The sequence below is a fragment of the Pseudodesulfovibrio sp. 5S69 genome (assembly GCF_037094465.1).
Taxonomy (GTDB): Bacteria; Desulfobacterota; Desulfovibrionia; order Desulfovibrionales; family Desulfovibrionaceae; genus Pseudodesulfovibrio; species Pseudodesulfovibrio methanolicus.
This window is the reverse complement of sequence record NZ_CP146609.1, coordinates 3,432,024-3,455,597: the sequence shown is the minus strand read 5'-3', so window position 1 is coordinate 3,455,597 and position 23,574 is coordinate 3,432,024. Positions and strand designations below refer to the sequence as shown.

The 23,574-nt window shown below is 62.3% G+C and carries 18 protein-coding genes and 1 riboswitch; of the genes, 11 read left to right on the top strand and 7 right to left on the bottom strand.

From position 1 onward, the window contains the following. The first annotated feature begins 18 nt into the window (after positions 1–18). The 3 genes from V8V93_RS16350 to V8V93_RS16340 all read left to right on the top strand — a co-directional run bounded on the left by V8V93_RS16350 (position 19) and on the right by V8V93_RS16340 (position 7,118). Positions 19–2,802: a hypothetical protein gene (locus V8V93_RS16350; protein ID WP_338667680.1), complete on the top strand. Its 2,784-nt coding sequence runs from the start codon at positions 19–21 to the stop codon at positions 2,800–2,802. 501 nt (positions 2,803–3,303) lie between these two features. After that, complete coding sequence (locus V8V93_RS16345) at positions 3,304–5,814, top strand: methyl-accepting chemotaxis protein (protein WP_338667679.1); 2,511 nt, start codon at positions 3,304–3,306, stop codon at positions 5,812–5,814. Positions 5,815–6,092: 278 nt separating this feature from the next. Then, positions 6,093–7,118 carry a TIGR00341 family protein gene (locus V8V93_RS16340; RefSeq protein WP_338667678.1) on the top strand — a complete coding sequence of 342 codons (1,026 nt, stop codon included), beginning with the start codon at positions 6,093–6,095 and terminating at the stop codon, positions 7,116–7,118. A 33-nt stretch (positions 7,119–7,151) separates the two neighbouring features. On the opposite strand, the gene V8V93_RS16335 is transcribed toward V8V93_RS16340, so the two are convergent. Further along, positions 7,152–7,481, bottom strand: coding sequence for a nuclear transport factor 2 family protein (locus V8V93_RS16335; protein ID WP_338667677.1), 330 nt, complete (start codon positions 7,479–7,481; stop codon positions 7,152–7,154). Between the two features lie 163 nt (positions 7,482–7,644). Here V8V93_RS16335 and V8V93_RS16330 point away from each other — a divergent pair, with 163 nt between their 5' ends. Then, positions 7,645–8,616: a quinone oxidoreductase family protein gene (locus V8V93_RS16330; protein ID WP_338667676.1), complete on the top strand. Its 972-nt coding sequence runs from the start codon at positions 7,645–7,647 to the stop codon at positions 8,614–8,616. A gap of 31 nt (positions 8,617–8,647) precedes the next feature. On the opposite strand, the gene V8V93_RS16325 is transcribed toward V8V93_RS16330, so the two are convergent. Next, positions 8,648–9,589: a helix-turn-helix transcriptional regulator gene (locus tag V8V93_RS16325; protein WP_338667675.1), complete on the bottom strand. Its 942-nt coding sequence runs from the start codon at positions 9,587–9,589 to the stop codon at positions 8,648–8,650. A gap of 329 nt (positions 9,590–9,918) precedes the next feature. Here V8V93_RS16325 and V8V93_RS16320 point away from each other — a divergent pair, with 329 nt between their 5' ends. After that, positions 9,919–10,545: a CatB-related O-acetyltransferase gene (locus tag V8V93_RS16320; protein WP_338667674.1), complete on the top strand. Its 627-nt coding sequence runs from the start codon at positions 9,919–9,921 to the stop codon at positions 10,543–10,545. Positions 10,546–10,670: 125 nt separating this feature from the next. Here the strand turns inward: V8V93_RS16320 and V8V93_RS16315 are convergent, their stop codons facing one another. From V8V93_RS16315 to tpx, 5 genes are all read right to left on the bottom strand, one after another. Continuing rightward, a complete protein-coding gene (locus V8V93_RS16315; protein ID WP_338667673.1) occupies positions 10,671–10,895 on the bottom strand; it encodes a hypothetical protein in 225 nt (74 codons plus the stop codon). A gap of 15 nt (positions 10,896–10,910) precedes the next feature. Continuing rightward, positions 10,911–12,974, bottom strand: coding sequence for a ribonucleoside triphosphate reductase (locus V8V93_RS16310; RefSeq protein WP_338667672.1), 2,064 nt, complete (start codon positions 12,972–12,974; stop codon positions 10,911–10,913). 168 nt (positions 12,975–13,142) lie between these two features. After that, positions 13,143–13,317, bottom strand: a riboswitch (cobalamin riboswitch). 64 nt (positions 13,318–13,381) lie between these two features. Next, positions 13,382–14,254: a methylenetetrahydrofolate reductase gene (locus V8V93_RS16305; RefSeq protein ID WP_338667671.1), complete on the bottom strand. Its 873-nt coding sequence runs from the start codon at positions 14,252–14,254 to the stop codon at positions 13,382–13,384. 293 nt (positions 14,255–14,547) lie between these two features. Further along, entirely contained in the window at positions 14,548–15,624 is a 1,077-nt protein-coding gene (locus tag V8V93_RS16300; protein ID WP_338667670.1) for an FmdE family protein, read from the bottom strand. Positions 15,625–15,870: 246 nt separating this feature from the next. Then, positions 15,871–16,389, bottom strand: a complete 519-nt coding sequence (tpx, locus tag V8V93_RS16295; protein WP_338667669.1) for a thiol peroxidase — start codon at positions 16,387–16,389, stop codon at positions 15,871–15,873. Between the two features lie 317 nt (positions 16,390–16,706). Here tpx and V8V93_RS16290 point away from each other — a divergent pair, with 317 nt between their 5' ends. From V8V93_RS16290 to V8V93_RS16265, 6 genes are all read left to right on the top strand, one after another. Then, the gene (locus V8V93_RS16290; RefSeq protein ID WP_338667668.1) at positions 16,707–17,282 is read left to right on the top strand and encodes a PEP-CTERM sorting domain-containing protein; all 576 of its coding nucleotides are present in this window, start codon (positions 16,707–16,709) and stop codon (positions 17,280–17,282) included. Positions 17,283–17,623: 341 nt separating this feature from the next. Continuing rightward, positions 17,624–19,048: a sigma-54-dependent transcriptional regulator gene (locus V8V93_RS16285; RefSeq protein ID WP_338667667.1), complete on the top strand. Its 1,425-nt coding sequence runs from the start codon at positions 17,624–17,626 to the stop codon at positions 19,046–19,048. Positions 19,049–19,126: 78 nt separating this feature from the next. Beyond that, complete coding sequence (locus tag V8V93_RS16280; RefSeq protein ID WP_338667666.1) at positions 19,127–19,582, top strand: hypothetical protein; 456 nt, start codon at positions 19,127–19,129, stop codon at positions 19,580–19,582. Between the two features lie 384 nt (positions 19,583–19,966). After that, positions 19,967–20,581, top strand: a complete 615-nt coding sequence (locus V8V93_RS16275) for a PilZ domain-containing protein (protein ID WP_338667665.1) — start codon at positions 19,967–19,969, stop codon at positions 20,579–20,581. Between the two features lie 61 nt (positions 20,582–20,642). Beyond that, the gene (locus V8V93_RS16270) at positions 20,643–21,518 is read left to right on the top strand and encodes an N-acyl amino acid synthase FeeM domain-containing protein (protein WP_338667664.1); all 876 of its coding nucleotides are present in this window, start codon (positions 20,643–20,645) and stop codon (positions 21,516–21,518) included. 27 nt (positions 21,519–21,545) lie between these two features. Beyond that, positions 21,546–23,573, top strand: coding sequence for a ThiF family adenylyltransferase (locus V8V93_RS16265; protein WP_338667663.1), 2,028 nt, complete (start codon positions 21,546–21,548; stop codon positions 23,571–23,573). Position 23,574 lies beyond the last annotated feature (1 nt).

Sequence of the window (23,574 nt, the reverse complement as noted above, 5' to 3'; positions counted from 1 at the left end):
GATATTAAGTAGTTGTTTGTGCTGACGGGAGAAAAAGGTATGAGGTTCGGGGCGCGATACGTGGCGTTGTTTTTTCTGTGTGTATCCTTTGGCCTTTTTGCCGGCTGCCAGACCTTGTCTCTGAAAAAAGGTCCGGCGGCACCGGCGCAAACCACCGCTTCCTCTCAGCAGATTGCGCGGACGAGCGACATCGACGGAGAATGGCTGACCCTGTTTCACAACCAGGGGAATGATTATTTCCTGGAGACGCGGATTTCCACCGAACCCGGCCGGATTCACCTCGCCTTGTCCGGTGAGGGGAAGGTCATGAACATGCCCACCTCCGGCGGGCGTGTCGCTGCGGTCAAAGCGGTTCCGCGGGTCCTGAGCGGCCGTTGGGACAGCGAGGCGGGAGCCTTCGACGTGGCCGACCAAGGCGGCGCCAATCCCATTCGGCTGATCGGGGTGTTCGGGGCGCGGGACCGTTTCGCCGCCGTGGTCGTGGGCAAGGGCTGGCAAAACGCCAGCCTGCTGATCGGCGTCAGAAAGAAAGGCAGGGATGATCTTGAGGCCCTGATGGCCAAGGCCGACTCCAAGCTGGGGAAAATACTGTCCCACAGCTCCCTGGGAACGCTGTTCAACGTGCTCAGGATAAAGGCGCAAGGCAGGGGGTGCACCAAGGATGAGACGGCCTGGGCGAAACAGATTCAGGAGGCCGCCGACGAGGCCGGGAAGATCAAGGGAAAGGTGAACATCGGCGCCCTGGCCACGGCCATGTTCAACGATGAGCATTTCCGTTCGGTTTTTGGCGAGCCGTTTCATGAGATGGGCCTGGAGGAGGGCCAGGCCCTCGCCGACAAGCTGGGGCAGACCCAGGGCTGCGGGCAGGTCAACACCAGGTCGCGCCTGTCCAGGGACGTCATGAATGCCGTTGTCATGATTTTGCAGAACCGATCGCCCCTGACGCGCGATTATGTCATGATCAACAACGCCGCCGCCCAGGTCGTCCGGAACTGGATGGCCGGGAACGAATCAAGGTTTGAAGCCATAACCCAGGCCTATGCCGGGGAGCCGACCGCCGGTTTGAAAAAAGTCAACGCCCTGGTCGCGACTTCCGAACGCATGGGCCGGCATATCTGGCCCCCCCAGGCGCCCGGCTATGGGGACCAGGTGCATGCCGCGCGGACGGTTTTGACCAAAAACGAGTTCTTGCAAGGTCTTGACCGAGAAATGGCGAAGGGCGCGAATACGCTTGAGGACCTGAACAGGCTGGCGCAGTTCCCCGCCCGCCACGGGGAAAGCTACAAGCTCTTGACGGCGCAGGAAAAGGCGCAGGTGAAGGCCCGTATCGCGAGCCGGGTGGATTCGGGGACGCCCGATGTCGTCGCCGCCGCCAACGAATTTGCCGCCCGGCAGCAATCCGTGGCGGACCTGACCGGCAACCTCGCGCCGTTCCGGTCCGGAAAGTTCTCCGCCCTGGCGCAATATGCCTCCCCGCAACACGTCGAGACGGTGCAGGGCATTTTCGATGCCCGCAGGACCGCGATCGAGGAACGTATCGCGCACGACGCCACGGGGAAGATGAACGCGATTCTGGCCGACGGCACCGCCTCGGAAGCCAGGCTGCGGGCATTGGTCGCGTTGCGGGACTCCTTCCTCAAGTCCAATCGGGCCATCCTCAACGAGCCGATCCCGGCCAGGACCGCCGGGGCGTTGCGGCAACAATGCCTTTCGCAGCTCGAATCCCTGGAGCCTGGAATCCGGGCAAAAATCAAGACAGCCCGTTCCCCGTCGCAGATAAACGATCTGCTGGCGGGGCTGACGATCAGGGAGGACCAGAAAACCCCGGTGGTCAAACGAATCAATTCGGCCCAGCGGAAAAGGATCGACGAGCTCTTGGCCTTCAAGCCCGTCAAGCGGGCCGCCGACCTGGGCATCGGCAGCTTCACCACCAAGAACCTGAACTACGGAACCGAAATGATGGCCATCTATCTCGGCGACTTCGGGCACGCCCGCCTGCGCCCCGACGACGCCGTGGTCAGCGGTCTGTTTGAAAGGTATCTCTACGCCTACGGCAAGTATTGCGCCGACTACCTGCCCAAGGACAAGGTCCCGATCACGGAACAGATCTGCGTTGAGGAAACAGCGACCACCGAGAATGGATGGGAAGTGGAAAGGCATTGTTCACAGTGGGAAACCAAGGAAACCGGTTTTTACGCCGACAGGGAACTCTACGGGGCGCATAAGCGCTTGGGGTACAAGGCGGGTACGAAAATCTTCGTAGATATGTTCAAGTCCAAAAACCCCTTTTCGGGGCTGTCTGTCGTGGACGACGCCGTGTCCATCGGGGACGACATGGAACGGCTGGTCCGGGAGAATGGATGCGGCAATGCCGGGCTCGATCGTTTCGAGCGCAATTTTTATAACTTCGTTGAGGGACGGCCGCCGCTCCTCTTGCCGGGGAAAGAGACCCTGGCAATGGTGCGGCAGGCGGTGAACGTCGACCGCAGCGCCAATGCCCAGAACCTGGGAGCCCTGCTGGATGATCTGATCGCGGAGAATTCAAAGGGGTGGATGATGAACGTGTACCAGCGCGGCAGCGTCAGCAATATCAGGGTCGATAAAAACGGTGCCGGACTTCCCTCTACGGTGCGGGCAAGCTACGCGTTTTCCAGCATGGGGCAGCGAGCCAGCGGCCAGGTCCTCCTGAAATTCCAGAACGACATCCCGGCCTGTCTCTACTTCTCCGACGCGCCGCAAACCTGTCGCCATCCTTCCAAAAGGATCATCAAGGACTATGAAAACGGGCGGTACCAAAAATAACGCCGTTTTCAACCTCTGACTGAAAGGACTCCCACATGCGGCGGCCCCCCCGTTGACGGAAGGGCGGGGGAGTTCGGGTGCCGCTCCTGTTCCCCCGGCTCCGCCTGGAGCCGGGGGAAAGGGCGTGGCCCAGTATCCTGCGGCGAACCGCCGGCGCGGGTGTTCGTTTTTTCCCACTTACGCGGCCTTCCGGCATAATTGTTCCCAGGAGCGGGCCTTCCGGGGCTGCGGCGCCCGACATACGGTGCCGCAGCTTCAGGCGGACTTATGCCAGTTTTTCACAAGCGAAATCGCTCGAGCCGTCCCGGCCGGAAAATCCTGACAAAAATAATGTGAAATTGCGAACGAGGGCCATACGATGCCGTTTCCCTGGCCGTATGTTGTTGGAGCATGCTATGATCACAGATCGGCGTGCTGTGCCTGCGGTCCGATTTTTATTACCAATAGTCGGCGGTCGTGTCCGGGAGAGGGGGCCGTCCGCGTATCTTGAGAGGATACAATATGAGCATCAAGTATAAAATCCTGTTGCCGACCATTCCGCTGGTGTTGCTGATCGGGTGTATCGGCTTCTTCCTGCTGACCGGCCGGTTCGGCGAACTGCGGACCTCGTTCGCCGAGATGTTGGTGGGCAACGCGGCCAAGACCCTGGAGCAGAACACCGAGGAGGCGGCGGTGCGGGCCGAGGAAGAGGCGGCCCTGTTCAGCCGTCTGCCCGCGGTCATCCGGGCCTTTACCCTGGCGCACCAGGGGAATATCGGCGACGAGGCCGACCCGGTGGTGCAGAGCGCCAGAGAGGCCCTGCGCGAAGATCTCGCGCCCGCCCTGAACGGCTACAAGGAGGCCATGGGCGAAAAGCTCAGGCTCCACTTCCATCTGCCCAACGGGCGCAGCCTGGCGCGCATGTGGCGCGACAAGCAGGCCAAGCGCAACGGCAAGTGGGTGGATGTGTCCGACGATATTTCCAGTTTCCGCAAGACCGTCCTGGACGTGAACCGCGACGGCAAGCCCCGCCGGGGCATTGAGCCCGGACGAGGCGGCTTCGCCATCCGGGGCCTGGTGGCGGTCAAGGACGCCTCGGGCAACCAGCTCGGTTCCGTGGAGGTGCTCAAGAGCTACGGCGACGTCTTCAAGCTCTTCAAGGACGAGGAGGGCAGCTTCTACACCCTGTACATGGACGCCTCCCTGCTGCCGACCACCACCAATCTCCAGGATCCCGCCAAGTATCCCCTGGTCGGCAAGGCCTATGTCCGCGTGGCGGGCAAGGAGAACGCCGAACTGGACGGCCGGGTCACGCCCGAGCAACTGCGCAAGGCCGTTGACGGCCAGTACGTGGACATCGAGGGCAACTACGCCGTGGCCTACCTGCCGGTGAAGGATTACCAGGGCAAGCCCATCGGCGTGATCACCCTGGCCCGCGACATCTCGGTCCAGAACGCCATCCTGGACGGCGCCGTGGTCCTGGTCCTGATCCTCTTCGGCCTGGCCGTGGTCGTGCCCATCCTCTCCCTGCTCGGGGTCATGCGCTACGCCGTGTTCCGGCCCCTGAAGCGCATCCGCGACCTGGCCGAACAGGTCTCGCGCGGCAACCTGGCCCAGGGCAAACCCGTGACCAGCCGTGACGAGATCGGCGCCATCCACCGGTCCGTCAGCCGCATCCCGGTCAACCTGACCGCGCTCATCGACGACTGCGAGGCCACGGCCCGCGAGGTCGCGCGCGGCGTGGTCCGCGCCCGGGGCGACGCCGACCGCTACGAGGGAGCCTACGCCCAGCTTATCAGGAGCATGAACAGGGTGGCCGACACCTACACCGCGACCTTCGATTCCTTCCCGTTCCCGATCTTCACCGTGGACCGCGAGCACAACCTGCTCTTCGTCAACAAGAACGCCGAGGAGATCGCCGGGCGCGACCGTGAGGAGCTTCTGGGCACCCCGTGCAGCGGCGTGTTCAATACCGACATCTGCCGGACCGACGATTGCGTCTGCACCCAGGCCATGCGGGCCATGGACCGGGTCGTGGGCTCCACCAGGGGCAAGCTCGAGGCGGGCGACGTGGACATCAAGGGCTATGCCAGCCCCCTGCTCGACGAGCAGAAGCGGGTGGTCGGCGCCCTGGAAGTCATCGTGGACCAGACCGACATCCTCGACTCCCAACGCAAGATGCGGCACGCCGCCGACCAGGCGGGCAGGCTGTCCGAGCGCATGACCTCCGCCTCGCAGCAGCTCTCCGAGCGCGTGGAGGAGTCCCGCGAGGGGGCCGAGGAGCAGAGCGCCCGCGCCACCGAGACGGCCACGGCCATGGAGGAGATGAACGCCACCGTGCTCGAGGTCGCCCGCAACGCCAACGAGGCCGCCCGGAATGCGGAACAGGCCGAGGGCCAGGCCCGTGCCGGGCGCGACGTGGTGGACAAGGTGGTCTCCTCGGTCAACGAGGTCCGGGAACTCGCCTCCCTGCTCCGGGACAACATGGGCGAACTCGGCGGCCAGGCCGACGACATAGGCCGGGTCATGACCGTGATCAACGACATCGCGGACCAGACCAACCTGCTGGCGCTCAACGCGGCCATCGAGGCCGCCCGCGCGGGCGACGCCGGGCGCGGGTTCGCCGTGGTCGCCGACGAGGTCCGCAAGCTGGCCGAGAAGACCATGGTGGCCACCACCGAGGTGGGCAGCGCCATCGGGGCCATTCAGGCCATGGCCCAGCGCAACGTCGCCGAGACCGACAAGGTGGCCCACGTGGTCGAGACCTGCACCTCCCTGGCCGAAGAGGCGGGCGAATCCCTGGCCGAGATCGTCAGCTTCTCGCGCGATTCCGTGCGCCAGGTCCAGGGGATCGCCGCCGCGGCCGAGGAGCAGTCCGCCACCTCGGAGCAGATCACCCAGGCCACCGAGGACATGCACCGCATCTCCGAGAACACCAGCCGGGCCATGGCCCAGTCCGCACAGGCCTGCCGCGAACTGACCGCCATCGCCCGGGAACTCGACGGCCTGATCAACGAACTCGGCTCGGCCTAGCGGTCGGGCTGAAGAGTGCCTCCGGCGGCCGGGGGAAGGGGAAGGAAAAACCTTTCGTGAAAGGTCCTTTCCTTCCCCTTCCCCGGCCCCCCATCCCCATCCTTTTCCAAATCTTTTTGGTGCCGCTTCGCGGGGTGCGAGGTGGCGTGGCGGACTGCTGCGCCTTGAGCATGGCAGGGGTGGCGAAGTTGCGACAGGGGAGAGGGGGAGTTGCGCATGTACTCCGGGCGTGGCGTGTGGTATTGCCTGTTGTATCGGAACCCTACGAGGTCGACATCATGGCATTGCGCGTTATCGAAGTCGTCACGCCCCGAGCGGACAAGGACGAGGTCAAGAAATCCCTGGAGGAGCACCAGACCGACGCAGGTTACGTGTTCTGGGCCTCGCCGCTCGACGACGGCGAATCCCTGGCCTTCCGCGTGGTCCTGGATGTGGCCGAGACCGGGAACGTCATGGACGAGCTGGAAGAGCTGTTCGCCTGGACCGACAAGTATCGCATCGTGGTCTATCCCGCCGAGGCGACCCTGCCGAGGCTGGACAAGCTGGCCAAGGAGGAGGAGAAGAAGTCCGATCTCTTCCCCGAGGAGGACAAGGGCGGCCAGGCGGCCATCAGCCGCGAGGAGCTGTACGCCGACGTCCTGGACACGACCCTGCTTTCCAAGAATTACGTCATGCTCGTCCTGTTCTCCTCCCTGGTGGGCATCATCGGGCTCTTGCGCGACAACGTGGCCATCATCATCGGGGCCATGGTCCTGGCCCCGCTGCTCGGCCCCAACGTGGGCCTTTCCCTGGCCACCACGCTGGGCGACGCCAAGCTCAGCAGGGAATCCCTCAAGACCCTGGCCGTGGGCGTGGCCCTGTGCTTCGCCCTGTCCGCCGGGGCCGGGCTGCTCCTGGGTCTGCCCGAGATGACCCACGAGCTGGCCGTGCGCAGCATGACCTCCTATTCCGACATCATCCTGGCCATGGTTTCGGGCGCGGCCGGGATCATCACCGTCACCCTGGGCGTGCCCACCTCCCTGGTCGGGGTCATGGTCGCCCTGTCCCTGCTCCCGCCGCTCATCGCCTGCGGCCTGTTCCTCGGCGCGGGGCTCCTGCCCGAGGCGGGCGGCGCGGGCCTGCTCTTCGCGGCCAACATCATCTGCCTCAACCTGGCCGGGGTCGGCACCTTCCTGGTCCAGGGCATCCGCCCTCTGTCATGGTATGAAAAGGAGCGCGCAAAAAAGGCCACCCTGAAGGCGGCCTTGATCTGGACGGTGCTCCTGGCCGCGCTCATCGGCCTGATGTTCCTCAAGACGCACTAGCCGGACATCCGGGTCGGGACGCCGCCGGAGCCGCTAGGCCAGGGTGATCTTCAGCCGCGCGACGGCATCACCCGCGAGGGTGAATTCGTGCAGTAGGTCCACCGGGCTGCCGGGAAAGTCCCCGGACACGGTGGTGACCACCGATACCACGGCACCGTTTTCCGTCGCCGAACGCGGCTCCTGGACCGGGCGGTATTTGGCGAAGCTCTCCTCCTTCCAGGCGCGGATGGCCGCGTGCCCGGCGTACCGGTTGTTTTCGTCCTCGACCACCGCGTCGGGGGTGAAACAGGCCAGCAGCGCATCGGCGTCCTGCCTGTTGGCGGCATCGAAATACGCCTTTACTGTGGGGTGCAGATTCATCATGGCGGTTCTCCTTGTTTTGCGGCGGCGTTGTTGCCTCCGTATCTCCATGGATAGTTCGGGCGGCTGACAGGTGTATGTCAGCCCGCCGTTCCGCCCGCCTGCTGACATACCCTTGTCAGTGCCGAGGCGCACGATTGAGCCGAGACAACAGGAGGATAACGACATGTTCGCAGTCTATTGTGAGAAACCCGACAACGAGAACCCGCTGGCGGCCCTGGTGGTCGGGGAGCGCCCCGAGCCCGTGGTGCCCGACGGCTGGGTCCGGGTGCGCGTGACCCACGCCAGCCTGAACCGTCACGACATCTTCACCCTGCGCGGCATCACAGGCCATGATACCCCCATCCCCTTTCCCATGATCCTGGGCAACGACGCCTCGGGCGTGCTGGACGACGGCACGCCGGTGGCGATCTATCCGCTGATCACCGGCCCGGACCGCACGGGCGACGAGACCCTGGACCCCGGATGGCACGTGCTCAGCGAAAAGGTGCAGGGCACCTTCGCCGACCACGTGGTCGTGCCCGGACGCAACGTCCTGCCCCTGCCCGACGGGCTGTCGCCGCTCCATGCCTCGGTCATGGGCACGGCCTGGCTCACGGCCTACCGCATGCTGGCGACCAAGTCCGGCCTGCGCCCCGGTCAGACCATGCTGGTTCAGGGAGCCACGGGCGGCGTGTCCACGGCCCTGATCCAGCTCGGCCGCGCCTCGGGCATGGAGGTATGGGCGACCAGCCGCGACGCCCGCGGTCTGGATCTGGCGACCGGGCTCGGAGCGCACCGGGGATTCCTGTCCGGCGAGACCCTGCCCCGCAAGGTGGATGCGGTCTTCGACAGCGTGGGCAAGGCCACCTGGGCGCATTCGTTCTCGTCGGTCAAGCGAGGCGGGATCGTGGTCACCATGGGCGTGACCACCGGGCAGAACGTGGCCATGGACCTGCTCCCGGTGATCGTCAACCAGTTGACCGTCGCCGGGACCATCATGGGCACCCTGGAGGAGATGCGCGACCTGCTCGGGCTGGTGGTGGGGGCGTCCATCGTCCCGGCCATCGGGGACGTGCTCCCCATGGAGCGGGCCGAAGAGGGCGTCAGGGCCATGGTCGAAGGGCGCACGCGAGGTAAGATCGTCTTCACGCGTTAGGGGCTTCCGGCCGCCGAGCCGGCCGGGCCGGTCAGGGCGCGCGGCGGTGATGGGCGGCCGCGGCCTCGGCCCGCTCGGCCAGCATCCGGCGGAGCAGGGGCGGGTCGAGCACGGTGGCCGAAGCGCCGAAGGAGAGCAGCCAGGAGGCGATGGTCTCGAGGTCCGGGGTGCGCAGGGTCAGCTCGCCGCCGTCGGCCTCGGCCCGCTCCTCAAGCAGTCCCATCCACCACTCCCGTCTGGCTCTGTCCAGGACATCCGCCTCGAACCGGACCCGCACCGGCAGGTCCGGGGCGGGCATGTGTTCGCGCACATAGGCGGCCGGGTCGAACTCCTCGGTTGGCGTGAACCCCTGGGCCAGGATTTTCAGGCTACGCATCCGGTCGGTGCGGAAATCCCTGATTCCCCCGCGCAACCGGCACCAGGCGATGAGATGCCAGCGGCCGAGGTAGTAGAGCAGGCCGCGCGGCTCGACCTCGCGCGGTTCGGCCTCGATCTTGCCGTACCCCTGGTACAGGAAGCGCAAGACCCGGCGCGTTCCCAGAGCCCGCTGGATGAGCGAGAGGTCGGCCTGCTCCGGGATGACGGCTTCGGCGATGCTGGCCATGCTGCTCTCGATCCGGTCCGTTTCCGCCCGGTCGGCGGCGGGCAGGGCGGCCTTGATCTTTTGCAGGGCCGTTTCCATGTGCTTGCGGAAGTCCGGGGCCGCGTGGCGCTGCAGGAGCAGCCCGCCGGTGACCAGGGCGAAGGCCTCGGCCTTGGTGAAGTTCACGGGCGGCAGGCTGTAGCCCTTCATCAGGGAATAGCCCACACCCGACTCGGCCAGGATGGGCACCCCCACCTCACCCAGGGCCTTGAGGTCGCGGTAGATGGTCCGCACGCTCAGGCCGAAGTGGTCGGCCATATCCGCCGCCGTGGCATAGCGCCTGGACTGGAGATAGAGGATCAACCCCTGCAGTCGCTCGATTCGATTCACCGGACCTCCCTGCGGGCGCGTGCGGCCGGGGGGCCGCCTGCCCGGCTCGCTGGAACAGCCGTTCGGACACCGCCGACACGGTACCGCCCCGGAACCGATGTGGCAAATGGGAATGGGGTTTGCGCGCCGAGCATCCGAGTTCGCTCCCCCTTGCCGGGGCCTGCGGAGCGACCCGCAATCCGCGGAGGGCGGCGAACGGTTCCACATCTATTCATATTTTGACACCATCTTTCCGGATGGCCTATAACCCGTCGGACGAATTGCCTTTCAATCATCCATGAACATCGCGGGTGAACCCCTTCGGCTCGCTCGTAACAGAGGAAAACGAAATGAGCCTTCCGATATTCCCTCGGTCCGGGGACAAGAATACGTGCAACCTGCGGGAAGCGGTCACCAAGCCGAACATCGAGGTGGGCGCATACACCTACTACCACGATTTCGACGACCCGCTGCGGTTTCAGGACAGGAACGTCCTCTACCACTACCCCGTGAACAACGACAGGCTGGTCATCGGGAAATTCTGTTCCATAGCCCACGGGGCCAAATTCCTGTTCAACGGCGGCAACCACAGGCAGGCCGCCTGCGCCAACTACCCCTTTGCCATCTTCGGCGAGCAGTGGGAGCACGATCTGCACATTGCCGACAGTTGGGACAACAAGGGCGACATCATTATCGGCAACGACGTCTGGATCGGTTTCGAGGCGCTGGTCATGGCGGGCGTGACCATCGGCGACGGGGCCAGGATCGGCTCACGGGCCATCGTCACCCGTGATGTCCCGCCTTATGCCGTGGTCGCCGGGGCCCCTGCAAGGCCGGTCAAGAAACGGTTCCCGGACGAGGACATTGCGCTGCTGGAAAAAGTCCGCTGGTGGGACTGGCCGGAGGAGCGCATCCGGCGCGACCTGAACCTGCTGACGGGCGACGTGGCCGCCTTGCGGCAGGCCCTCGGCGAGTAGCCGCATACAGGGACGGACGACGCGAAAAAGGCCCCGCTGAACGGGGCCTTTTGGTTGGTCTTTCGCGACGTCCAGCGCCCGGCATGGCCCGAAGAGCGGCTTCGGCAACACCGCATGGCCGGGGATCAGTCGGGCTGGCTGGACGCCAGCTCGCTGATCGCCTTGAGGGTCTTGCCCCGGTCCTGGGCCAGCTTCTTCCATTTTTTCTTTTCCTTTTTCAGGGCCTCGACGGTGTGCAGCAGGTCCTGCACGGTGCGGGCGGGGTAGCCGTGCGTGGCACGGCTCCCCCTTCGCAGTTCTTCGTCGTTGTGCTGCCTGATGGAGGCGAGCTGGTTGGCGTCGAGTATCATCGGGTGTCGGATCGCCTATGCGGGCTGGCAGAAGGTTTCCCTGGAGTATTCGATGCGGTCCTTGTACTCCTCCTGCTTGCCCTTGTTCCAGCGGCCCACCGGGCGGTAGTAGCCGACCACGCGGGTGTAGACCTCGGTCTCCTTGTCGCAGGTCGGGCAGTTGAAGTGCTCGCCGTAGATGTAGCCGTGGTCCTCGCACACGGAGAAGGTCGGGGTGACCGAGATGTACGGGATCTTGGTCTTGCTCATGGCCTTGAGCAGGAAGTTCTTCACGCTCTCCTCGTTCGGGGCGGCCTCGCCCAGGAAGGTGTGGAAGACTGTGCCCCCGTTGTACAGCGTCTGGAGTTCGTTCTGGTGTTCCAGGGCGAAGAAGACGTCCGAGCTGATGCCCACGGGCAGCAGGGTGGAGTTGGTGTAGTACGGGGTCTCGCCGCCGGAGGTGTGGATGTCCGCGTACAACTCCTTGTCGATCTTGGCCAGCCGGTAGCAGGTGCCTTCGCCGGGCGTGGCTTCGAGGTTGTACAGGTTGCCGGTCTCCTCCTGGAACTGGACCACCAGCCGGCGCAGGAGGTTGAGCACCCGCTGCATCAGCCGGGAGCCGGACGGGGTTTCGAGCCCCTTGTGCAGCAGGTTCATGCACGCCTCGTGGCCGCCGATGAGCCCGATGGTCGAGAAGTGGCCCTTGAACCCGTTCTTGAGATAGCGCCGGGAGAACGGGAACATGCCCGCGTCCAGGTTCTTCTGGACCACCTTGCGCTTGAACTCCAGGGACTCCGAGGCCAGCCGGGCGTACTCGGTGACCAGATCCATGAAGTCCTCTTCGTTGTGGGCCAGGTAGGCCAGCTTGGGCAGGTTCAGGGTGACCACGCCGATGGACCCGGTCAGGTCGCCCGCGCCGAACAGGCCGCCGGTCTTCTTGCGGATCTCGCGCAGGTCCATCTGCAGACGGCAGCACATGGAGCGCACGTCCTCGGGGTTGAGGTCGGAGTTGATGAAGTTCTGGAAGTAGGGCGCGCCGTACTTGGCGGTCATCTTGAGCAGCAACTTGCCTTCCTCGGATTCCCAGGGGAAGTCCTTGGTCACGTTGTACGTGGGGATGGGGAAGGAGAAGATGCGGCCGTCCGCGTCGCCTTCGATCATGACCTCCAGGAAGGCCCGGTTGAACATGGCCATCTCTTCGGCGTACTCGCCGTATGTGGAGTCCTGAAGCTGGCCGCCGATGATGACCGCTTCCTTGGCGATGTGCGCGGGCGGCACGAAGTCCAGGGTGAAGTTGGTGAACGGCGACTGTCCGCCCCAGCGCGAGGTGGCGTTGAGGTTGTGCAGCAGCTTTTGGACCTGCTGCTTGACGTCGTGGTAGCTCAGCCCGTCGTTGCGGATGAACGGAGCCAGGTAGGTGTCCACGTTGTTGAAGGCCTGGGCCCCGGCCCATTCGTTCTGCAGGGTGCCGAGGAAGTTGACCATCTGGCCGCAGGCCGCGTCAAAGTGCTTGGCCGGGGTGGACGAGCAGCGGTCGCGCAGGTTGAACCCTTCGAGGAGCAGGTCGCGCAGTGACCAGCCGGAGCAGTATCCGGCCAGGCCGAAGGACAGGTCGTGGATGTGGAAGTAGCCGTGGGTGTGGGCCAGGCGGACCTCCTCGGGGTACTTTTCGAGCATGTACCGGGCCTGCACCGAACCGGCCATGTGCAGGATCAGCCCCTGGAAGGAGTGGGTCATGTTCGAGTTCTCGTTGACCCGCCAGTCCACGTTGTCCAGGTAGCCGTCGGTGACCTTGGCGATGTCCAGGAACGCCTCGTCCTGGGAGCGCAGCTCGCGCCGTTTCTCGCGGTAGATGATGTACCGCTCGGCCACCTTGTAGAGGCGGGCCTCCATGAGGACCTCCTGGACCATGTCCTGGACCTGTTCCTGCTCGGGGATGTCCACGTCCTTGAGCTTCTTTTCCACCTTTCCGGCCAGCCGGTCGGCGAGCAGCGGGTCCTTGATGCCGCTGCCTTTGAGGGCTTTGAAGATGGCGTTGCCGATCCGTTTGGTGGACCAGGTTTCGATGCAACCGTCTCGTTTGAGTATTTTGCTGGGCATGTACGTCTCTTGCAGGCAACGCGGAGGACGGCGCACGATCAGGGTGCGGCCGTTTGTTGAACTGCCTGCGCTGTCGCCGATGAACGGTCTCGCGGCGGAACCGCGAACCCGGCGACGGTTATCGGGTGGGCTTCATTTTCGTCCGCATGCGGGTTCCGCGATCCGCATCCGGCAGAAACGCTTCAGGTAGGTCTTCTGGCTCTCCCCGCCCGGCCCGCCTTCCCGCCTTGCGGCAGTGGCTCTCGGACCGGACCTTCATGGGGCTTACAGCGGCGGGACCGCTCCGGCTTCGCACCGGATTCCCTGTTATGGCCCGTGGGCCACCTGAAGGACATCGTGACGAGACAGAAGCTATCGCAAGCCGGGGGAGACCGCAAGGATCATTCGCCGGAATCTGCCGTCCGCGGTCAGCCTCCGAGCTCCGGGAGGCCCGCCAGGATGTCCAGGCAGATATCGGCGTTATTCAATGAATACAGATGGATGCCCGGTGCGCCCAGGTCCAGTAATTCGCGTATCTGCCGCCGGGCGATCTCAACGCCCTTGCGCCGCACGGCGTCGTCGCCACCGGCCCGGTCTGCCTCCTGGAGTTCCAGGTAGAGCTTGAGCGGGATGTTCGCCCCGCACAGGGCCAGGATGCGGTTCAGGGACGCCATGCTCAGGACCGGCAGGATGCCCGGAAGCACCGGCTCGGTCACGCCCCGGGTTTCCAGCCGACGCACCAGGTCGCGGTAGCGGCGCACGTCGAAGAAGAGTTGGGTCACGGCGAAGTCCGAACCCGCGTTGAACTTGTGGCAGGTCCAGCGCAGGTCGTCGTCGATGGACGGGGATTCCGGGTGGGCGTCCGGGTAGCAGGCCGTGGCCACGCCCATTTCCGGCCAGCCCTGCCGGACGAACTCCACCAGGTCCGAGGCGTGGCGGAAATCCTTCCATATGTCCTTGTCCTCGCCCGGCATGTCGCCGCGCAGTGCCAGGACGTCGCGGACACCCGCGTCCAGGAGGCGCTCGACGTACTCGGCGATGGACCGCTTCTCCGCGCCCACGCAGGTCAGGTGCGACATGACCGGCAGCCCGAATCGTTTATGCATCTCGGCGGCGATGTCGAGGGTGTTGTCCCGGAACGACCCGCCCGCCCCGTAGGTCACGGAGGCGAACAGCGGGTCGAGCCCCGCCAGCCGTTCCACCTGGGAAAAGAATCGCGGCCACTGCTCCCGCTCCTTGGGCGGGAAGAATTCGAGGGAAAGGGACGGGCCGTTGTCCTGGAGGCGGTCGATGATTTTCATGGCGTATCCTTTTTGAGATCGGTTGGAGCTGGGACCGGCGGCATCCGGCGCTGTCGGGAACCGGTGATAAATCTGTATATCAAGATGTATTGATATATCAAGCCGGGTCACATGGCAACCCCGGTCTGCGAGGAGGCGGGACCGTCTTGCCTGATTCGGCAACATGCTCATGGCCCGGCCGCTCGGCAAACGCCCAAAGGAAAGGCTTGGAAGGATTGCCTTCCAAGCCTTTTTGCGGGAGATCGGGCTGCGGGGGCAGGCCGGATCGGAGCGGTCGCGGTTGACCGAACGGGCTAATCGGACAGGGCGAGGGCATAGGGGTCGGCCCCGGCGCCCGCCACCTTGCCCGCCAGCGCGGCGGGACCGCTGAAGCGGCCGAGGGCTTTGATGCAGGCCAGCTTGTCCTGCATGTCCATCTGGGCGAGTTTCCAGGACATCTTGACGCGGGAGATAAAGAACAACGGGTTGCTCTTGCCGCCGGGCGGAGTGCGGTCCGCGTTGGTCACGCCGGTGAACGATTCGGACTTGGCCCAGTCGAAGCCGATAAACACGCCCTCACAGGTGTCCTTTTTCTTGTTCACGCGCATGGCGATGAGCGTCGGGGCCACACCGTCCTTGGCTCGTTTGTCGGCCGCCTTTGCCGAGAGCACGGAGTAGGCCCCGTGTTTGCCCATTGTTGCGCCATAGGCGGATTGCAGGGCGTCCATGGCGCAGATGGGCGGCGCGCCCACGAATACATAGGCATCGCCCGGTCCCAGCGGCAGGTTTTGGTCGAGGTAGGCCTTGACCATGAACCCGGCGTTCAGTCCGGGGCAGAAATGGTCGTGCAGTTCCGCCCCCTTGAGCATGGGCCACGGGGCGTCCTCGGCCCAGGACAGGGAGATGGAAGCCACGGAGAACAGGCGGGCGCCGACCAGTCCCTTGCGCGCTGAGTCCCAGCCCTCGGGCTTGAAGAGGGAGGCCGGGGCCAGGGCCAGGGGCTGGCTCTTGAATCCGTCGGGGGTGAGCTTGATGAACACGGCCCGCTGGTTGTCCTTGCGGAAGACCGTAAACCAGAGCGGTTCGGTGCACGGGGTGTTCACCAGGAGCAGGGTCCGAGTGCCCGGCGTCCGGCCCGTGGCCTGCGCGACCACGTCCAGGTACGCCTCGGTGGACCCCGCGTCGGCCTGGCCGTAGCCCGCGTTGGTCAGGACCATGAATCCAGGCGCGTCCGGCGTCACGGCCAGGGTTTGCATGGCCGCTTTCAGGGCCGAATTCGCCGAGTTCATGCGCGGCGTCGCTTCCGGGCCGAATCCGGCGGCCCAGGATGAAGAGGCCGCGAACAGGAGCAGGACAAGGAACACTCGTGCGGAGATGATTTTCTTTTTCATACCTGATTACACCGTATTATTTTGAGGTTAGTATATTGTTTCTGTATACTTTATAATTATTCGTAGCAAGATCAAGTCAGAAGAAAATGTTCGGTGAATTGGGCCGTAAGCCGTGGGTGTGCCGTCTGGCCGCTCCACGGGAGGGAGCTATGCAGTCCGGAGGCGTTTTATCCCGCTCGTCATGAAAAAGGCCCGGAAGGAGAACCTTCCAGGCCTTGCGTCATGTGTTGCGCGTAGGATACGTGATTATCCGATCAGTTCGCGGACCACCTTGAGGGCGGCCTCGTAGTCGGGCTCCTCGGTGATCTCCTTCAGGTACTGGACGTAGGCGATCTTGCCGCCCTTGTCGACCACGAAGACCGCGCGGGTCAACAGGCGCAGTTCCTTGATGAGCGTGCCCCAGTTCTCGCCGAAGGAGGCCTGGGCGTGGTCGGACAGGGTCTGCACGGCCTCGATCCCGGCCGCACCGCACCAGCGCGCCTGGGCAAAGGGCAGGTCCATGCTGACGGTCAGGATTTTTACGTCGTCGCCCAATGCGGTCGCTTCGGTGTTGAAGCGGCGGGTTTCCATGTCGCACACGGGGGTGTCCAGGGAGGGCACCGAGGCGATGACGAGCACCTTTCCAGAGAAATCTGCCAGGGTGGCGGGCGCCAGGTCGTTGGCTGTCACGGTGAAGTCGGGAGCGGTGTCCCCGACTTTGATTTCCGGGCCGATCAAGGTTAATGGGTTCCCTTTAAACGTGATGATTCCGGTTCTTTCGCCCATGATTATAGCTCCTTTCACGGATGTGGGTTGGTCGTTCTCATTCAAATAAGTATCCACAATGGAGAGTAAAGGCGCAACAAATAATTATTCTCGATCTTTTTGGCGTGGTTGCGGGGGCGGATCCGGTCCAGAGAAATATCTGTTCCAGCCGGCTATGGATAGAAATCCGGTTTTGGCCGGGTGGGATGGCAAAAAGCTATGGAATCATCTTCAATTTGACGCAAATTGTAAGAGAATCCGACAAAATGTCGGGCAAAATGACATTTTTTGAATACTCAACCCCATAAAACACATGTTTCACGTATTTGGCGCATTTTATGCATATTAATGAAGAATTAAAAGGGGAAAACGTGGGAGACATCATGAAACGCCTTATCGTCATAGCACTATTCGCTATCAGCCTACTCCAAGCACCCTATGCATTTGCATGCGTCATAACGAGTACTGATCCTTCCTTCAACGGCTACTACGGTGGAGATTTCTACGGCGGCAACTCCTACGGCGGCGGCAGTTACGGCGGTTACTACGGTGACGGCGGCTACTACGGCGGCGGTTCGCACGGCGGCTACGGTGACGGCGGCTACTACGGCGGCGGTTCGCACGGCGGCGGCTACGGTGACGGCGGCTACTACGGCGGCGGTTCGCACGGTGGCGGCTACGGTGACGGCGGCTACTACGGCGGCGGTTCGCACGGTGGCGGCTACGGTGATGGCGGTTATTACGGCGGCGGCTACGATTTTCCTTGGGGGGGCGGTGGATGCTGCTGGGATGACACCCCCTGCAACCCGCCAACCACAATAACGCAGACTCCCGAACCCTCCACCTTCCTGCTGCTCGGGTTCGGCGGACTGGGGCTGCTGCTTTATGGCCGCAGGAGAAAGCGCTCTCTCTGATCTTTTCTTATACTTATGTAATGGACGGCCGGGCAATCTGCGGATTGCCCGGCCCTTTTTGTCGGAGTATGGCTCGGCACCTCCGTCCCGCCCCTGTCTCGGATTGTTTCGGGATTACGTTCGGAAAGTCTTGAAAAATCGGAAAAGGCGGGTATGCTGAAAGCGTGTCATTGCGAGGCGTTTGTCCGTACGGCTGATCCCTGTCCGGAAAAAATGGAAATGGGAGATTTCCCTATGGACAGAAAAAATGCGCCTATGTATAGGATGACCAACTTTTGCCTTTTGTTCGCCGGAGAGTGATCTGCAAGCCTCGGGCAATGAACTATGGAGTGGGACCTTTCGTGGGTAAGATACTGCTAATCGATGACGATCCGTTTCAGTGCGCCGCCGTTGAGTCCATCATCAAGAAGATGGGCTACGACTGCCATTGCGTGTATTCCGGGATAGAAGGGCTGACGCTCCTCAAAAGCAGCCATTTCGACATCATCTTTCTGGACCTCAACCTGCATGAGGGCAGCGGGCTGAGCCATATCCCTCGCCTGACCGAGCTTGATCCCGACGTGGACATTGTCATGCTCACCGGCGAATCGGACACCGACTGCATCTCCCAGGCCTTTGCCGCCGGGGTCAAAGACTACCTGGTCAAGCCCATCAAGGAAGACCGCTTCCGCCAGGTCATCCAGAACCTGTTACAGCAGAGGACCGTCCAGAAAGAGCAGACCGACTCCCTGGATCGCGACGAAATCATCGGCGACAGCACCGCCCTGAACCAGTGCCTCGAACGGCTGGCCATTTCCGCCAAGGGCACCGGCAACGTGCTCATCACCGGAGAGACGGGGACCGGCAAGGAGCTCTTCGCCCGTGCGCTGCACAACAATAGCGACCGCAAGGATAAGCGGTATATTGTGGTGGACTGCACCAACCTCCCCTCGACGCTGGCGGAAAGCCTGCTTTTCGGGCACGCCAAAGGGTCCTTTACCGGTGCGGACCAGGACCGCAAAGGGCTGTTTCACCTGGCCCACGGCGGCCCCCTGTTCCTCGACGAAATCGGCGACCTCGACCTGGGCATCCAGAAGTCCCTGCTCCGCGTCCTGCAGGAAAAGACCTTCCGCCCGCTCAGTTCAAGCAAGGAAGTATACAGTGATTTCAGGCTGGTGGCGGCCACCAACCGAAACCTTGAGGAGATGGTCGCCAGGGGCGAGTTCCGTAGCGACCTCTATTACCGACTCCAGAGCTTCATCATTGAGTTGCCGCCCCTGCGCGAGCGCAACGGCGACATCGAAATGCTGACCAAGCACTACCTGCCTACCCTCTGCAAGGAGAACGGCATGGAGGAGAAGGAGGTCGACCCCCAGTTCATCGAGACCCTGCGGCTCTACGACTGGCCCGGCAACGTTCGCGAACTGGTCAACGTTCTGCACGTCTCTCTTCAGAAGGCTCGCTTTTCCAAGTACCTGAATATTTATCACCTTCCTCAGCAAATGCGCATGCGTCGGGTGTTTCAGGACATGGGGGAAAACGACGGGCAGCCGCAGGAAGTCAACGTGATGCCGAACCTGTTCTCCCTGCCCACGACGGTCGAGGAGTTTCCAATCATGAAGGCGGCCCGGCAGGAGGCAGTGGATGCCATGGAACAGGCATATCTTCAGCGGCTGGTCCAGTTGAGCGACGCCTCCATTTCCACGGCCTGTAGGCTGTCCGGCCTTTCCCGTGCCCGCCTGTACGAGTTGCTGAGCAAGCACAATCTCTCTCTGAAAAACAACTGACGCGGTGCCGCATTCGGCTCCGGTATTCTTTTTTTGCGAACATCACTTTGGTGGCGCGAATTTTGCTTTTAAAACTACATGTACACTTATCAGACAAACAAGCGCATGCATGTTGCCGTAAAGGACGGTGAGGCGCTTCTTGAGATCGTCAACCGGCTTGAGGCGGCCGAGGTCCATGAGACGGCTCGCGGAGGGCCGGATGGTCGGGAGCGGCGGGTGGCCCCGCGCTTGTCGGTCACGCTTTCCGGGCTTGTAGAGGTGGTCAAGGCCAGCCAGGAAATCATGGTTTTTCCCGTCCTGATAAAGAATATTTCGCGGCAAGGCATGCTCCTGGAATTTATGGACAAAGGTCACGTCTTTGCCGGTATGCTCAAGCAAATCGAAGGGCTGAGCGTAACCTTCATGTTGGAGGATGCCATGGTCACCCTGGAATGCCTGCCGCGGCGTATAGTTCTGGATGACCCCGTGGAAATCGGAATTGAAGTTTCCGACGAATCCGAGCAGGGGGCCAGCATTCAGCGGTTCCTCATGTAGGCAATGCCGGTCAGTCTCTGCCGGAGGTGTACATTCCCTTTACCCGGCACGGCAGGTGGGCATGGCGGTATTCCATCACATCTCGCAATGTTAATAGAATAGCTTGGGTTAGCGCTGGCTGGGCAGACTCTGTGCCCGAACTCCCTGGTTCCCCTGTCGGATTGCCAGACACTTTTCTGCGGACGTCCGGCGAGTCTGAGGGGCCCGTCCTGTTGCGGCCATGTCGCAGGGTTGATTCCATTTTGTTGCCTTGCCATTTCCCGCAATAGTATAACTATTCAGCATAATGCAATAATGCCAAATCGCGCGGCCTTTATGAGATCAAGCCCTCTCTGAACAGCCGGCGCATGTGGCCCGCTGGCCAGTTGTTATGATGATGGCGGTATGTTTATTGCAAAAAAAATGAAAATTGTTGCGGCATTGGAAAGGGGCACCGGGGGGAACCGTCCCACACACTGCAAGAAGAGAGTCAAGGTAGCGGAAAAGATGTCTGAAGTGGTGAAAGTGTGTTTCGACATGAATCGGGAGAGTTTCCAGGCACTCCAACGTTTGGCCCGTGGAGAAGGGGTGGATTGTTCCAAGCTTGTTTCAAGTATTGTGGAGGGATGCCTGAAGGACTTCGTCAGCAGAGATTGGACGACAAATGGGAAGGAACGGCGGCGGTATCCCAGAGTGGATGTGTCAATTCCCGCGATATCATGCGTAAAGTTTTCCGACAGGGAGATGCGCAGCTACCCGGTGATGGTTGACGACATCTCACAGGGCGGGTTGCGCATATCGTTCAAGGACGTTTCTCCGGAAATGGGAGACAGGTTGGCGAATTCATCATTTTTCGAGGTGTTTTTCACCGTGCCCGAATTGTCACAGACAGTGTCGTTCTACTGCAAGCGACTCCGGCATAAATTCGAGCGCGATTTGACCGTGGTCGGCGTATTCGAAGGGGATAACGCCGAGACTGCCTCCATGATGGATATTATGTTACAACATTACGTTGCATAGACAAAGCGAGCCTGCTCGTGCAATATGAAGATCAATGGCATCACGCAAAGGAAAGGTCAGCATGGATTTGCAGAACGGAGTCGAACGTCGTAGAACCTTGCGCATCCGACGGTCTTCCCTGGTGGACAGCAGGCTGGAAGGTCTTGATAAGCCTAGCATAAAGATTGCCGAGACCAGGGACGAACTTGAGCAGGCATTTAGGACGGTCTATTCTGTCTACCGGTCAACCAAGTATATCACCGAGGATCATCCTTCGGAGATGTCTTTTAGTGTGCACAGCCTGCTCCCCACCACGTGTGCCTTTATTTTCAAGGAATATCTGAAGGTCATTTCGACAATGTCCTATTATGCCGACAGCGAGACCTTCGGCCTGCCCATGGATTCGTTGTACAAGAAGGAACTGGACGTTCTGCGTGCGCAGGGAAGAAAGATCGCGGAGCTCGGCGCACTGGCCACGCCTCGCCGGCGGCGGTGGTCCAACCTGGTCGTCTACCTGTCCAAGGCCATGTTCAACTACGGGCACCAGACCGGAGTGGACGACATGTGCATCATGGTCAATCCCAAACACGTCCGTTTCTACAAGGAAATTTTCCTGTTCGAGGACTTCGGCGAAGAGCGTTGGTACAAGGGCGTTGGCGCCCCGGCAGTGGCCTTGCGGATTTCGTTTCGTGATTATGACGACGCCATGCTCGATGCGTATGGCCAGTCCGATTTCGAAACGGACCTGCACAGCTTTTTCACCAAGGTCAACAACTCCATCATGGATCCCCATATCCTCTACCCTGTGGAAAGAAAAAGACCGCTGAGTCCGGAGAACTTGTGCTACTTCCTGGAGAAGCGTCCGGAAATTCTGGACTCGCTCACCAAGGAACAGCGCAACCGGTTCCGGCTCATGTACCACGACGCTTTTTATGCACTGGGCCTGGTGCAGCATTAACCCCTTTGTTTGAATAAGGACTCTGCCTTGAATAATCCGGAAATCCGGCAAAAACTGGACGTGTTTCACGTCGCAACCCATAATACATATCAAGAAGCGGCCTTTTGCCGGAATCTCGGGCTGCTCGACGCCAATGAGCAGAACCGGTTGCAGCGTGCAGTGGTGGCCGTGGCCGGGTTGGGTGGCGTCGGGGGCGGTCATCTGATTGCGCTTGCCCGCAGCGGAGTGGGCGGATTTCGGCTGGCCGACTTCGATCGGTTCGATCCGGTCAACGGCAACCGCCAATATGGGGCTACGGTCTCCGCGTTCGGGCGGGAAAAACTCCAGGTCATGAAGGAAAACGTCCTTGAGGTGAATCCGCACCTGTCGCTGACGGTTTTCGAGGAGGGCGTGACCGAGGCCAACGTGGACGCTTTTCTGGACGGCGTGGACCTGGTCTTGGACGGATTGGATTTTTTTGTCTTCGAAGTACGGCGAATGGTCTTCAAAAAGGCCCTGGAAAAGGGCATCCCGGTGATCACCGCCGGGCCCATGGGCTTCAGTTCGGCCCTGCTGGTCTTCACGCCCGACGGCATGGGCTTCGACGAATATTTCAATATCCGGGAGGAGGACACGTACATAGAACGTATCCTCAAATTCGCCATGGGGCTGGCTCCCCGGCCCACGCACTTCCGGTATGTGAACATGGATTTTGTGGATCTCCGGGCCAAGCGGGGGCCGTCCTTGGGTTGCGCCTGCCAGTTGTGCGCGTCCCTGGCCGTGACCGAGGCCCTGCGCCTGTTGCTCGGGCGCAAGGGAGTGAAGCCGGTCCCCTATTTCCAGCAGTTCGATCCCTATGCGCGCAAGTTTGTCAAGGGCAGGCTGCGCATGGGCAACCGGCATCCGCTCCAGCGCCTGAAGCTGTGGATCGCCAAGAACTATATGCTGGACCGTAACAAGGTCATCGGGCCGGTCAAGCCCGACCAGCCGGACCTGTCGGCCGACGGCATAGCCGCCGTGCGCGAATACGTCATCCGGGCAGGCATGCAGGCCCCGTCTGGCGACAACTGCCAGCCGTGGCGGTTTTCCGCCGGGGAGGAGACCATCTCCCTGTCCCTGGACAAGGGCACGGACGAGAGCTTTTTCAATGTCCGCCAGGCCGCGTCCATCGTGGCCTGTGGCGCGGCCATGGAGAATATGACCCTGGCCGCCCAGGCCTGCGGGCTTGACCCCGAGGTGGAGCTGAAGCCCGAAGAGGGCGCGGGCAAGATTCACATGGCCACGCTCACGCTGAAGCAGGGAAAAACCGTCCCCGAACCGATTCTGCATGACGCCGTCTGGCTGCGCTGCACCAACCGCAAGTTCTACCGCAAGGAGCCCGTTTCCGACGGTGTCTGGGACCATATCCGGGAGGCGGTGGAGCGGTTCCCCGGCACCAACCTGCAATGGATATCAGGCCCTGATCAATTGAAGATTTTCGCCGAGTCCGTGAGCCTGGCGGACCGCATCCGCACGGAGCATCGCGGGCTCCACGAGCATTTGAACGCCATGATCCGGTTCACGCAAAAGGATGCCGAGGAGACCCGGGACGGGTTCCCGCTCGGCAATCTGGAGGCGGGGAGGATGGGCAATCTGTTCCTCAAGGCGACCCGGTCCTGGCCGGTCATGAGCGCACTCAACGCCTTGGGCGCGTCGCGCGGCGTGGCCGCTCATTCGGGCAAGGGGATCCGTTGTTCGGGGGGCGTCGGCTTGATCAGCGCCCAGTCCCTGGACTCGGAGTCGCTGTTCCAGGCGGGGCGGGCGCTTGAGCGTGCCTGGCTGACCTTCACCCATTACGGCATTCGCTTCCAGCCTGCGGCCGCGCCCGCGTTGTTCCGGTTGCGATGGCTCCTGGAGGGAGAGGCATCCTTTTCGCCCGCACACGGTAAGTTGTTGGGCAAGGCATGGTCGCTGGCCGAGGATTGTTTCCCTGGGTTCCTGGCGACCAACCCCGTGCTTTTCTTCCGGGTGGGCTTCGGGCCGGGCATCAAATACGGCACCTACCGAAAGCCGCTCGCCGCATTCCTGACGAAATAAA